The organism is Thermodesulfobacteriota bacterium (genome assembly GCA_031082315.1).
Taxonomy (GTDB): Bacteria; Desulfobacterota; QYQD01; order QYQD01; family QYQD01; genus QYQD01.
Genome location: JAVHLC010000001.1, coordinates 351,779 through 365,007, shown reverse-complemented (window position 1 = coordinate 365,007; position 13,229 = coordinate 351,779). Strand labels below are relative to the sequence as shown.

General features: G+C 50.2%; 12 protein-coding genes and 1 tRNA gene. 5 read left to right on the top strand and 8 right to left on the bottom strand.

What is annotated here, in order from left to right; genetic code table 11:
• Nucleotides 1-856 precede the first annotated feature (856 nt).
• Both RDU59_01685 and RDU59_01680 read left to right on the top strand, forming a co-directional pair.
• Nucleotides 857-1,372, top strand: coding sequence for a hypothetical protein (locus RDU59_01685; GenBank protein MDQ7837187.1), 516 nt, complete (start codon nt 857-859; stop codon nt 1,370-1,372).
• A gap of 242 nt (nt 1,373-1,614) precedes the next feature.
• Entirely contained in the window at nt 1,615-1,929 is a 315-nt protein-coding gene (locus tag RDU59_01680) for a hypothetical protein (protein ID MDQ7837186.1), read from the top strand.
• A gap of 65 nt (nt 1,930-1,994) precedes the next feature.
• Here the strand turns inward: RDU59_01680 and asnS are convergent, their stop codons facing one another.
• The 5 genes from asnS to RDU59_01655 form a co-directional block, all read right to left on the bottom strand.
• Nucleotides 1,995-3,386: an asparagine--tRNA ligase gene (gene asnS, locus RDU59_01675; protein ID MDQ7837185.1), complete on the bottom strand. Its 1,392-nt coding sequence runs from the start codon at nt 3,384-3,386 to the stop codon at nt 1,995-1,997.
• 57 nt (nt 3,387-3,443) lie between these two features.
• Nucleotides 3,444-3,914: a TerB family tellurite resistance protein gene (locus RDU59_01670; GenBank protein MDQ7837184.1), complete on the bottom strand. Its 471-nt coding sequence runs from the start codon at nt 3,912-3,914 to the stop codon at nt 3,444-3,446.
• Between the two features lie 35 nt (nt 3,915-3,949).
• Nucleotides 3,950-5,038, bottom strand: coding sequence for a trypsin-like peptidase domain-containing protein (locus RDU59_01665; protein MDQ7837183.1), 1,089 nt, complete (start codon nt 5,036-5,038; stop codon nt 3,950-3,952).
• A gap of 44 nt (nt 5,039-5,082) precedes the next feature.
• Nucleotides 5,083-5,910 (bottom strand): undecaprenyl-diphosphatase UppP, encoded by an 828-nt coding sequence (uppP, locus tag RDU59_01660; GenBank protein MDQ7837182.1) that lies wholly within the window; start codon nt 5,908-5,910, stop codon nt 5,083-5,085.
• A 175-nt stretch (nt 5,911-6,085) separates the two neighbouring features.
• On the bottom strand, nt 6,086-7,222 hold the full coding sequence (locus RDU59_01655) for an iron-containing alcohol dehydrogenase (GenBank protein ID MDQ7837181.1): 1,137 nt from the start codon (nt 7,220-7,222) through the stop codon (nt 6,086-6,088).
• 169 nt (nt 7,223-7,391) lie between these two features.
• Between RDU59_01655 and ilvD the strand changes: the two genes are divergently transcribed.
• The 3 genes from ilvD to RDU59_01640 all read left to right on the top strand — a co-directional run bounded on the left by ilvD (nt 7,392) and on the right by RDU59_01640 (nt 10,246).
• Complete coding sequence (gene ilvD, locus RDU59_01650; GenBank protein MDQ7837180.1) at nt 7,392-9,059, top strand: dihydroxy-acid dehydratase; 1,668 nt, start codon at nt 7,392-7,394, stop codon at nt 9,057-9,059.
• Nucleotides 9,056-10,069 carry an AmmeMemoRadiSam system radical SAM enzyme gene (gene amrS / locus RDU59_01645; protein ID MDQ7837179.1) on the top strand — a complete coding sequence of 338 codons (1,014 nt, stop codon included), beginning with the start codon at nt 9,056-9,058 and terminating at the stop codon, nt 10,067-10,069. Before ilvD ends, amrS begins: the two co-directional genes overlap by 4 nt.
• A 102-nt stretch (nt 10,070-10,171) precedes the next feature.
• Nucleotides 10,172-10,246 (top strand) — tRNA-Thr (locus RDU59_01640).
• 66 nt (nt 10,247-10,312) lie between these two features.
• Here the strand turns inward: RDU59_01640 and RDU59_01635 are convergent.
• Genes RDU59_01635 through galT form a run of 3 tightly spaced genes read right to left on the bottom strand, consistent with a single transcriptional unit; the run spans nt 10,313 to nt 13,096 of the window.
• On the bottom strand, nt 10,313-10,672 hold the full coding sequence (locus tag RDU59_01635) for a response regulator (GenBank protein MDQ7837178.1): 360 nt from the start codon (nt 10,670-10,672) through the stop codon (nt 10,313-10,315).
• 13 nt (nt 10,673-10,685) lie between these two features.
• On the bottom strand, nt 10,686-12,053 hold the full coding sequence (locus RDU59_01630; GenBank protein ID MDQ7837177.1) for an ATP-binding protein: 1,368 nt from the start codon (nt 12,051-12,053) through the stop codon (nt 10,686-10,688).
• A gap of 44 nt (nt 12,054-12,097) precedes the next feature.
• Nucleotides 12,098-13,096, bottom strand: a complete 999-nt coding sequence (gene galT, locus RDU59_01625; GenBank protein ID MDQ7837176.1) for a galactose-1-phosphate uridylyltransferase — start codon at nt 13,094-13,096, stop codon at nt 12,098-12,100.
• Between the last annotated feature and the right edge of the window lie 133 nt (nt 13,097-13,229).

Sequence of the window (13,229 nt, the reverse complement as noted above, 5' to 3'; positions counted from 1 at the left end):
TTCTGTGTGGTTTTGAGGTATTTTTACTTTGGCTGATTGCTTCTCATTTTAAACAATTGCAACCAATTGATTTCATAGCCATATTCTATTTAGATCGTTTAAAAATCGTTTAATTTCACAGAAGGATTCTATTTCCCCATTTTCGCATCGATTAATTCCCAAAAAGACGCCGGTCCTTTACGAGCGCATCGAATCGACCGGTCCTTAGAACGCATGTTAATATTACCCTCTTTTAGAGGTATTACCTCTTTTCCTCCAAAGCGCCCCTGGCCCCCGGCCAAGACACTCCACTTCTTTAACGCCCTGGAGTTCCTGAATCACCCTACGAATCATGTCCCTGCTGACACCGGGGCATGCCCGCTCCAGATCAGAAAGGGAGAATTCGCCTTCAAAGGTAGCACGATACACAGAAAAGAAGTAAGCGTTTAGAAAAAGCTTGTCAAGGATATTTTAAATGGAATATAAATATGTTGCGCCAAGCGAGAAAGCTGAATGCTGAAAGCTAAATCCTGATATCTGAATGGCTGCGAGCTTCTTGCCGTGTGGAAACCCCAACGGGGTTCCTTCCAACTCGCGGAGATATACAGAAACCGTGGAATAACTTGTTAGCCAAAGGATTTATTTGAAGATGTTCAGAACTATTTTACTCTGGATATTTACAATATCAGTTATGCCACTGCTAGCTGGAGTATGGTTGTTTTTGCATCTTGGAAAAGGAAAGAGGTATCGGACTAGGCCGACTGATTTCTAACGGGTCATTTCAGTTTTTGAAAGGAGGACTTTATGAAATGTTAATTTGAACGTCTTGTTTGTAAGCGAATAAACACTATTATTTTAGACTGAAAGGAGCAAACAAATGAAACAAATTCTAAAACCATTATCTCTTATCCTGGTTCTTGTTTTTGTAGGTTGTGCAACAATTGTCGGCGATAAAACGCATCTTATGCCCATAAACAGTACGCCTAGTGCTGCAACCATCCAAATAGCAGATGAAACAGGCACTATAGTATTTAAAGGTCAAACTCCGACGAATGTGACATTAGAAAAAAGTACTGGCAAATACTGGGGAAAGAAAAGTTATACTGTCACAATATCAAGGGATGGTTTTAAAACACAAACAATATCCGTAACTGCAACGGCTAATGGCTGGTACATTGGTGGTAATATTATTTTCGGTGGATTGGGATTGATTGGTTGGTTCATTGTAGACCCATTTAATGGTGCTATGTACAATCTAACACCAGATAAAATTAATGCATCTCTTGATCAAAGCGTTGCGCATAACAATAATGCTACAGATGGAAGCATTACAATTGCCTTAGTAGAGGACGTACCAGAACATCTAAGGGATAAGATGGTAAGAATAAAGTAATAACATCTGAAAATTTCGGGCTAACCTGCCGCTCAAGGCCGCCTCGGCACAGCCCTGTTGGGCTGGCCGAGCGGCTTAGCTTAATCTTCGCCGTGAAAATTGCATAGGTCCGCAATACCACAAAATCAAGCGGGTGATGCTGGCCGTAAATTACAATTTTGAATGGTATATCAAGAAGGCGCAGGCCAACCAAGATAAACACGGCGCAAGTTTTGAGGAAGCGGCAAAGCAGGAGAATAAGTATGCAGGAGAAATCATTAGCCGTTTTTGAAAATTATAAAATCCGTCGTCATTACGATGAGCAGACAGAAACCTGGTATTTCTCGGTGGTTGATATTTTACAGGTTCTGATACAGCAGCCGGATTATCAAACAGCCAGAAAATACTGGAATAAGCTCAAAGAAAGACTGAAAAAGGAAGGAAGTGAGTCGGTGACAAATTGTCACCAACTGAAACTGGAGTCGGCGGACGGGAAAAAGTATCTGACCGATGTCGCTGATCCGGAAACATTGTTAGGCTTATTCAGTCTGTACCCAGCCCCAAGGCAGAACCGATAAAATTATGGCTGGCAAGGCTGGTCTTGAACTGTCGACAATCTGTCTACGGTTCAGGCGGCTGAACTCTAAAAGGATGCATTTTTCGGGACACGAGGAAACGGAATCACGTCACGAATGTTACTCATGCCGGTTACGAACTGCACAAATCTCTCCAATCCGAGACCAAAGCCGGAATGGGGAACGGTTCCAAACCGTCGCAGGTCGAGATACCACCAATAGTTCTTTTCATTCAGGTTCAGCTCCCTCAGCCTTGCCAGCAAGCGATCATAGCGTTCCTCTCTCTGTGACCCGCCGATCACCTCTCCCAACTTGGGGAAGAGCACGTCCATGGCTGCCACCGTTCTGTTGTCGTCATTTTGTCGCATGTAGAACGCCTTGATCTCCCTGGGATAGTCCACGACAACAACGGGCGATTTGAAGTGCTGCTCGGTCAGGAACCGTTCGTGTTCCGAATGCAGGTCGGTCCCCCAACTTACCGGAAGCTCGAATGATTGACCGGATTTTTCGAGAATCTCAACGGCATCCGTGTACGAAACCCTTTGGAACGGGGAATGGACGATATGCTCCAGGATATTGGTCAGTTCCTTATTGTAGTATTTTTGCAGGAAGGCGAGGTCTTCGGCGCGGTCCTCCAGACACCGGCTGATGAGATACTTCAGGAAGGCTTCGGCCAGATCTATGGTGTCGCCCAGGTCATAAAACGCCATCTCCGGTTCCACCATCCAGAACTCGGCCAGGTGGCGGGAAGTGTTTGAGTTTTCGGCACGAAAGGTGGGGCCGAAGGTATAGACCTCGCTGAAGGCCGTCGCAAAGATTTCCCCCTCAAGTTGCCCTGAAACGGTCAGGCTCACTTCTCTACCGAAGAAATCATTAGAAAAGTCCACCACACCCGTCTCCGTCCTGGGAAGGTTGTCCAGGTTCAGGGTGGTTACGCGGAACATTTCTCCGGCCCCTTCCGCATCACTGGCGGTGATTATCGGGGTGTGGACATACATGAATCCGCGTTCCTGGAAAAACGTGTGGACGGCATGTGACAGGGTGTTGCGGACCCGAAATACGCTGCCAAAAGTGTTCGTGCGCGGGCGCAGGTGGGCAATCTCACGGAGGAATTCCAGCGTATGGCCTTTTTTCTGGAGGGGATATTCTTCTCCTGATGCATTTCCAAATATCCGGATGGCCCTGGCCTGGATCTCGTAGAGTTGTCCCTTGGCAGGGGAGGGCACGAGTTTTCCGAGGACTTCGACGGAGGCCCCGACATTGAGTTTCAGCGTTTCCCCGTAGTTTTCCAGCCCGGCCTCCACAACGATCTGTATCCCGGCCTGATTGGAACCATCATTCAGGTTAATGAAGGAAAGCCCCTTGGAGTCACGCCTGGTCCTTACCCATCCCCTTGCGCAGACCTCCTGGTCACAGTATTTTCCTGTGAGCAGTGACGCTATCTTTATGTTTCTGGGCATAATATCACCTGGAATGGATTTATGGAATTAAGCGCTAGGAGGAAACAGGAATTTTAGTCAGGAACTCGATTTTCGAAGGACCTCCATCTTGGCATCAATAAGCTGCTTGTGATCCAAGCCAAGCAGCTTAGCCAGCTTATGCACCAGGTAGTCTTCATGTTTGTCCAGGATGCCGTCAACATAGATTACCTTCCAGATCAGCTTAATCAGCTCCATTTTTTGCTCAACCGAATAATTGTTTCTTATTAATCGGGCAAATTGCCAGAGGTCAATGCTTGCCTTGCGCTCCCTTTCAGAGAGTTCTATCAGTTTATCGGTTGCTTTTTCTGGGAGGCTGAAATGCCTCTTTACAGTTTCAATAATATGCTCTTCCTCATCTGTGCTGAACTCATTATCGGCACACGCCATCTCCAGCAGAAGGGCGCATGTTGCCACCTGAACTTTATCGGTATAAGCGGCATCCTTGGATTGGACCTCACTTCCAATAGCCATTTCTTTTTTGAAAAAGGATTTAATTATGCCAAGCATTCAATTGTCCATACTGGTAATGGGGGCCGGTCTCCCTATCCCCGGCGCGGTCTCTTGCCAAGGGTAAGCGGCACATTGATGGTCTTGCTGCCACGCAACACGGTAAGAAGCACCCTGTCCCCCGGTTTCTTCTCCCGTAGATAGCGGATCAGTACATCGCCTGACTCCACCTTTTTCCCATCGATTTGCAGGATAATGTCACCGCCTATAGCCACAATGGTGTTCCCGAGACGCACCTGTCTGGCCGCGCCACGGAGCCCGGCCCGATCGGCTGGTCCATCCTTAACCACTTCCGCAAGCATTACTCCGTAGCGGACGGGTAACTTAAGGGCCTCGGCCAGAGAGGGCCGCAGTGTCTGGAGGCCGGCACCCAGCCAAGGGTATTCTACGTAGCCCCGGGCCATAAGTTGGGGGAACACCTTCCTGGCTGTATTGACCGGGATGGCAAAACCAATCCCTACACTCCCCCCAGAGGGACTGAATATAGCCGTATTTATGCCGATCAGCTCGCCGCGCGAGTTCAGAAGAGGCCCTCCGGAATTGCCCGGGTTGATGGAGGCATCGGTCTGGATCATGTCTTCGATTAAGAGGCCGCTGGGCGCCCTTATGGACCGTCCTATCGAGCTGATAATACCCGTAGTCAATGTCTCGTTCAGCCCAAAGGGATTTCCAATAGCCAGAACTTTTTGTCCCACCTGGAGTTGGTCTGAATCCCCCAGACGAACAGGTTTTAGTTTGTCCCCTGGCGCATCAATCTTGATGACGGCCAGGTCACTATCCGGATCCGAGCCCACGAGTTTGGCCGGATAGGAACCTCCATCAGATAAGGTTACATGGATCGATTGCGCCTCGGTAATCACGTGATGGTTAGTAAGGATGTACCCTCGGCTGTCCAGGATTATCCCTGAACCAGAACCCTGTTTGGGCACCGGGTTGAGAAAGAAATCCAGCTCCATGACCACGCTGGAGACGTTGACTACGCTGGGGGCGACTTGATTATAGACAGAGACGTTATTTTTCTCATCTTCTGTCAGAGCTGCCCCGGTCCGGCTCAGGAGAAGAGTGTAAATCAGCGCCAGGCCAATTATTAAGAGGTACTTTTTAGGTATGTTTTTGTTTTGCAAGGCACCCCTCCCGGACCCGCCTCCGGCGGATCTACTGAGATTTGTTAAGTGGCAAGGTTAAACCAGGGAAACTGTACCGCCAGATAAACACCGCCGGCTATCAAAAGCCGATAATAGGCAAAGACATAAAGGCTATGCCGGCGCAGATACGCAAGGAGATATTTGATTACCAGATAGCCGGTTATGCCGGCGGAGGCAAGGCCAATAATGTAATAATATGCGCCGTTATTTCCGTCAGGGCCGTACTTATATAAATCCAATATGTGGTTCAGGCCGGCGCCAAAGATAATCGGCGCGGACAGTAGAAAGGAAAATTTGGCCGCGGCCTGGCGCTTAATGCCCAGAAAAAGCCCCATGGCGATAGTAATGCCGCTCCGCGAAGTTCCGGGAATAACCGCCAGGGCCTGGGCAAGGCCGATGAGTAGGGCATCCTTGAGAGATATATCATCAAATTCTCTGTGGCGGCTGGAAAAAAGCTCGGCAAAGATGAGGAGTATCCCGGCGGCAGCCAGGGTAGCAGCGATCAACGAAGGTTCCCGAAAGACGGTCTCCGCTTTTTTTTCAAGAAGGTAACCAAAGACGCCTCCCGGTATAGTGGCTATGGCCAGATAGACAAGGAGACGGCGATTAATCTTTGCAAAGTCATCTTGTTGCCCGGGCCAGATGGATGTGGCCATGGCCCACCAGTCTTCACGGAAATAGATAAGAATGGCCAGGAGTGTGCCCATGTGGAGCATTATGTCAAAGCCGAGACCGGCCTCCTTTAGGCCAAAAAAATGCTCCAGCAGGGCCAGGTGTCCGGAGCTGGAGATGGGCAGGAATTCGGTCAATCCCTGGATGACGCCCAGGAATATGGCATAGAATTCGTTCATAAACTAAGTCCTTATCCGCTATAAGCCATGAATTATCAGCAAATGCTCACCCGTCCGGCTGTTCGCTGAACTGGTCAAGCCTTGTAGAAAGGCTCTCATTATAAGGCTGTGCGGTGAAAAGTAAACTTAAAAATGCCGGAAAGCGCCTGGTCTCTTTGACGACCGAAGGACATCTTTAGTTCATAGCCAGGGCGAGTATTTCAAAAATATCCCTGGAGGTTACAGGAAAAGGGGTGTCCGGAAGGTTCTTTTTAGCCAGTACATAGCGGGCTATGGCCTCGAATTCTTCGGACTTAACACCGAAACGGCCGATGTCCGGTTTAATGCCGAGCCGCATCAGGTAACCCTTGAGATCCTCCAGCGTGGAGTGGGTTCCGAGAAATGCGTCCAGGATTCCTTGCACTTTTTGAGGCTGATACCTTTGAGTGACCAGCAGGAAAGGATAAAAGAGAACCGCATTGGCCAGGCCGTGGTGCACGCCGTGGTCGAGGGTAAGGCGGTAGCCCAGGGCGTGCAGCAGTATAGTGCCGGTCCGGGAGATGACCGCGCCGGCTTTAGCGGCGGCCAGGAGCATATTTTCGCGCAGTTCCAGATTCTCAGGCTCCCTTATACCAGCCTCCAGGAACTTTCCGATCATTCCTATACTCTCCAGGGCCACCCGGTCGGATTCGCTGCACGCCCTCCGGGAGAGAAAGCCTTCTACGGCATGGCTCAGGGCATCCATCCCGGTCCCTATGGCCAGGGCCTCTGGCATGGATATCGTACAAATAGGATCGAGAATAGCGGTCTTGGGAAAGGAGTGCGGGGTATGCAGGTTTAACTTGTCATGGGTATTCTCATCCGTGATGATGCAATACTGCGTCACCTCGCTCCCGGTCCCCGCCGTGGTCGGGATGGCCATAGTGGGAAGGGGTTCTCGTAAATAATCCCTTCGCTCTATCATCCCGGCCAGCGATCCCGTGTTTGTAACGGCCAGGGCCATGGCCTTGGCTGTATCCAGGACAGAGCCGCCGCCCAAGGCGATGATTAACTCTGCTCCCTGCCTTAAGAGGAAGTCCCTGCCCCGCAGGCAGGTAGCCCAGGACGGATTTTCTTCCACGCCTTCAAATACAGTCGTTTCCAGGCCATGTTTCTGCAGGGGAGTTAAGATGCGGTCAAGCAGGCCGCTTCTCCTTACACTTCCCTTCCCAATAACGATGGTTACTTTTCTGACTGTGGCAGGAAGGAACGTTACCATCTCATCGATAAGCTTTTGCCCATATATTACCCTGGTAGGCACCGGAAGGTTTAGTTCCCTAATTTTGACTTTCAAATGACAATCTCCGGTGATGTTGCTTATATAAATTCTGCCCAGGTGCGCCTAGATATGTTAACATAATAAAGTAAAGATGATGATATAAAAATTATCCCTCTTTGACCTTGTCAATCGCGCCCTTTTTCCGTATGATGTGGTTATTATTTGAACTTAAGGGGAGGCTGATATGCGAAGTGATGCTATGAAAAAGGGGCTGGAGAAATCACCACACCGCGCCCTTTTTAAGGCCATGGGTTACACCGACGAGGAGATCAGGAGGCCCCTCATCGGCATAGCCAATTCCTATAATGAAATAATCCCCGGCCATGTCCATCTCAATCAGATCGCGACCGCAGTTAAGGCCGGTGTGCGCATGGCCGGAGGGACGCCCATCGAGTTTTCCACCATCGGCGTCTGTGATGGAATTGCCATGAACCACGAAGGGATGAAATACTCCCTGGCCAGCCGGGAGCTTATAGCCGATTCGGTTGAGGTCATGGCCCGGGCCCACCCCTTTGATGGATTAGTGTTGGTCCCCAACTGCGATAAGATCATCCCGGGCATGTTAATGGCCATGCTGCGCCTTAACATACCGGCCATAATGGTCAGTGGCGGCCCAATGCTGGCGGGCTCCTTCCGGGGAAAGGAGATAGACCTGATCACGGTATTTGAAGGCGTCGGTAAGGTCAGGGCCGGCAAGATGCCTGCAAAAATGCTTCAGGCCCTTGAGGATGCGGCCTGTCCGGGCTGTGGTTCTTGTGCCGGTATGTTCACGGCCAACTCCATGAACTGCCTGACAGAGGCCCTGGGCCTGGGCCTGCCCGGCAACGGCACTATCCCGGCCGTCTCAGCCGCCCGCCAGCGCCTGGCCAAGGCAGCCGGCATCAAGGTCATGGAGCTGCTGAAAAAGGGCCTGCGGCCGCGGGATATTGCCACACTCTCTGCCTTTAAGAATGCCATTGCCGTGGATATGGCCCTGGGGTGTTCAACCAACACCGTTCTTCATGTGCCGGCCATCGCCCATGAAGCCCGGATAAATCTTCCCCTTTCTCTATTTAATGAAATCAGCCGGAAAACCCCTCACCTCTGTAGTCTCAGCCCGGCCGGGCACCATCATCTCCAGGACCTCGACGCGGCCGGCGGCATCCCGGCCATCCTCTCCGAATTGGCGGGGGTCGGATTAATAGACACTACGGTTATGACCGCGACCGGCAAAAAGCTCGCGGATAATCTTAAGGGTAAAAACATTCTTGACAAGACCGTAATACGGCCGGTCAAAGACCCATACCATGCTGAGGGAGGCATCGCCATACTCTATGGCAACCTGGCGCCGGATGGGGGGGTGGTGAAACAGTCGGCCGTCGCCCCGGAAATGTTAAGGCACGAAGGGCCGGCCCGGGTATTCGATTCGGAGGAACAGGCAGTCTCCACCATCTTAGGGGGGAAGATAAAAAAGGGTGACGTTGTCGTCATCCGGTACGAAGGGCCAAAGGGCGGCCCGGGTATGCGCGAGATGCTAACCCCGACCTCGGCTATCGTGGGGATGGGCCTGGGGAAAGATGTGGCCCTGATTACGGACGGACGTTTCAGTGGCGGCACGCAGGGGGCGGCTATCGGCCATGTCTCTCCGGAAGCTGCGGAGGGTGGGGCCATCGCCCTTGTCCAGGAGGGTGATCGCATCGGTATCGACATTCCTGGAAAGACGATAACCCTGAAAGTCAATGAGAAGGAAATGGCCAGACGTAAGAAGGGCTGGAAACCTTTGGAGCCAAAGATCAAGGAGGGCTATGCCTATCGGTACGCCCAGTGGGTGACCTCCGGCAGTACCGGGGCCGTCTTTAAGGAGAAGCCATGAAAGAGGCCATGCTTTATGTAAAGGAAGAGGAACAGAAGGTACGGTGCAACCTCTGTAACCACCACTGCCTTATTATGCCCGGCAAGCACGGTATTTGCGGCGTGCGGGAAAATAGAGATGGGATGTTGTATTCCCTGGTTTACGGGCAGGTCATTGCCCGCCATATAGACCCTATAGAAAAAAAGCCCCTTTTTCACTTCCATCCCGGTTCAAAATCCTACTCCATAGCCACGGTGGGATGCAATTTTCACTGCCTCTTTTGCCAGAACTATGAGATTTCACAGATGCCCAAAGACGAAAAAAGGATCGCGGGCGAGCCTTTTCCTCCGGAGGAAGTAGTAGCCGCCGCTGAGAAGCTGAAGTGCCAATCTATTTCTTATACTTATACCGAACCGACTATCTTCTTTGAATACGCCTATGATTCAGCGCGACTGGCCAATGACCGGGGGATAAAAAATGTCTTTGTCTCCAATGGCTACATGAGCCAAGAAGCTATCAAAACCATTCAGCCCTACCTCCACGCAGCGAACATTGACCTCAAGGCTTATAGCGAGAAATTTTACAAGGAGATCTGCGGGGCTAAACTAATGCCGGTCCTGGAAAACCTTAACCTCATGAAAAAACTGGGCATCTGGGTGGAGGTTACGACCCTTATCATCCCCACACTCAATGATTCTGAAAAAGAATTACAGGAGATTGCCGCCTTTATCCGGACAGAGTTAGGGCCGGAAACCCCCTGGCACGTCAGCCGGTTCCATCCCATGTACAGGTTAACCAGTGTCCCCTCCACACCGGTGCAAACCGTGCTCAAGGCCCGGGAGATCGGCCTGAAGGCCGGACTCTATTATGTCTATTCCGGTAATATCCCGGGGCAGGGAGGGGAGAACACTTACTGTCATAAATGTGGCGCCCTATTAATTGAGCGCCTTGGGTTCACTATCCTGCAGTATAATGTAATTGATGCCAAATGCCCAAAGTGCCATGCGGCGGTTCATGGGGTGGGCATGTGAAGAAAGCGAGAAAAGGACTGGTTCGAACGGTACAAGGGAAGGGTGGGCACAAATTGACAAGCCTTTGAATTCGTGTTATATCCGTTTGCCATCACTGTCCGGGCCGGCATAGCTCAGTGGTAGAGCAGCTGATTCGTAATCAGCAGGTCGAGGGTTCAAATCCCCCTGCCGGCTCCAGTAAAAATACCTCCCAGATTGCCACATCGTCCGTCTCCACGTTGACCATAATTGTTCTCTATGCGCCTATTCCAGTCGTTTTCTAATAGACGTTTTCAACTCATCCAGGCTTGACGACTTGACGATATAATCATCAGACGCCCATGACCCCAGGTCGTGTTTGTATTCGCTATATGCTGTGCTTAGAATGACGGGCAGAGAGGGCTTTTGGGCCTTGAGCTGCCTTAACACCTCTATGCCATCCATTCCCGGCATGTTTATATCCAGAATCACAAGATCTATGGGATTAGATCCGAATATTTCGAGGGCCTCTTCCCCATTCATCGCTGAAAAAACTTGATAGCCTTCTTCTTCCAGCTCTTCCCGATAGAGCAGATGGATGCTTTCTTCATCATCTACCACAAGGATTTTTTTGTTCTCTTCCACGGCCAGCCCTCCATTATTCGATCTTTTGTTTTGTTACCTTATTTTTTGGTTTATACACATTATGCCCTCTAGGCTCAGGATTCATCGGCAGTTTTACGGAAAAAGCCACCCCTTGACCCGGCTCGTTCTCAACTTCTATTTTGCCGCCATGATGAGAAACTATCCGGTAAGAAATAGCCAGGCCCAGCCCGGATCCCCCCTTTTTTGTGGTAAAGAAGGGGTTGAATATATTGTGAAGAATGGCCTCCGGGATGCCTCCACCGGTATCTTTTATGGTGCATGTGACATACCCTCCTGCGTCATCTTCTTCCACAGAGCTACTTATCCGGATGGCCCCGCCCCCGGGCATCGCCTGACGGGCGTTTAGCAGGATATTAAATAAGGTGTGCTTAAGTTGTCGCTCATCGCACCATATCAGTGGAATAGACCTTAGGTCTTTTTTTACAGTTATAGACCCTTCTTTAAATTCACGACGCATCAGTTCCAGACATTCCTTGACAATATGGTTCAGGTCTTTTTTTACATAAGACTCTGCCGGTTCCTGGGCGTAATCCAGTAACTCATTTAAGGTCTTTTCCAGCCTCCCCACTTCATCTACAATTACCTCGAGGTAGCGCCTTCCAGCATTATCTCCATTTACTACTTTAATCGCCCGCCGTGCCAGACCACCTATGGATACCAGGGGGTTCCTGATCTCGTGCGCCAGGGTAGAGGCCATCTCCCCCATGGCGGCCAATTTTTCCGCCTCTGCCAGCAGTCCCCTGGCCTCTACTAATTCTTTGTTGGTCCTATCAAGAAGGGTGTAAAGCCTGGCATTATCCAGGGCGAGGCCGGTACGATTGGCCAACATGCTTATAACACGGACATTCTCTTTAGTTGTGGCGCGATTATTACAGGAATTATCGACCACTATGACGCCCATTACCTTATCCTTGGCTATAATGGGAACCACCGCGCAGTCAGCACAGTCCGAGCCCTCAAACCATATCTTGCTAAGCACAGGATCTGAACCGGCATTAATAGTTATAGGGGTTTTTTCCTGCACGGCTTGAGCCAGCGCCCCGCCATCCTTGTTTAATGGTCTTATGATATCTCGTGCCGACGATTCCTCGCCTTTTTCCCCACGCCATACCTCTTTTAAAACCGCCTCCTGTTCATCCATCAGACAGATTACCGCTCGATCAAAGCCCAGGCCCTCTTCACCGGTTATAGCCCTGATAACGGTTTTTCCTATTTCATCTACCGAAACGGTGGTCATCAGGTGACCGCTTATCTTATAAAGTGTGGAGATCTCCCGTACCATGCTTTCGTTTTCGCGGGCCAGCGTCTCCACTGTCCTTTCCTTTTTTGTTTTTTTAAACAGGCTGTGGTTAGGGCTCATCTCTTATTGTTATCCTCAACCTTCCTTAAGGGAGCTGGATCATTCTAGAGCGTCAATTCACGCAGGAATTTGGCCGCATCTTCGGGCGGGGTAGGATTTATATAGAAACCTGTCCCCCATTCAAAACCTGCGATCATGGTTAATTTAGGCATTATCTCAAAGTGCCAATGATAGTAATCCAGTGCGCCTTCCTTAAGAGGAGTAGTGTGTAAGACATAGTTGTACGGAACCCGGGGGATTGCGCCGTTAAGGCGTCGAAATGTCTCTGAGAAAATCTGTGCCAACCGGCTAAACTCGTCATCGGTCACGTCCACATACGAGGAGCTATGCCTTTTTGGTAATATCCACATCTCAAAAGGTGCGCGGGGAGCAAACGGAGTAATGGCTAAGAAGTCTTCGTTTTCGCATACCAATCTGCTCCCCCGGGTCAGCTCCTGACGTATTATATCGCAGAAAACGCAACGCTCCTTGTAATTATAATAAGTCTTTGCCCCCTGCAGCTCTTCACATACCAATTCCGGGACAACCGGAAGGGCAATAAGCTGAGAGTGTGAGTGCTCCAGGGACGCCCCCGCTGCACGCCCATAATTCTTAAATATCATAATATAACGAAAGCGCATGTCCTTTTTTAAATCAATTATCCGATCACGGTAAGACCGCAGGACTTCTACTAACCTTTCGGGGGATAGCTCTGCCAGGGTCTCATCATGATTAGGAGTTTCTACTATCACTTCATGGGCGCCGATACCGTTCATCTTGTCATAGACACCTTCACCCGCTTTGTCCAGGTCCCCTTCAATCATAAGCGCCGGGTATTTATTGGGAACCACTCGCAGTGTCCAGCCCGGTGTGTTTGGCTCACCATGATTACGCCCATAAGCCAGAACCTCTTTGGGTGTAGTGTTTTCGTGACCGGGGCAAAGTGGACAAAACCCGCCTTTCGCGATCTCCTTTTCGACAATGAAATCAGACGGTCTTTTGCCCCGCTCCTTAGAAATAATAACCCATCGCCCAACAATGGGATCTTTACGCAATTCAGGCATTACTAGTTCCTCCTAACTCGTGTTCATCCGGAAACTACTGTTTCCGGCTTCGCGCTTTCAGCGATCAGCGATTAGCTGTCAGCAAAAATCCAAGACAAACAACACATTAAGTTGAACGCTGAAAGCCATTTTT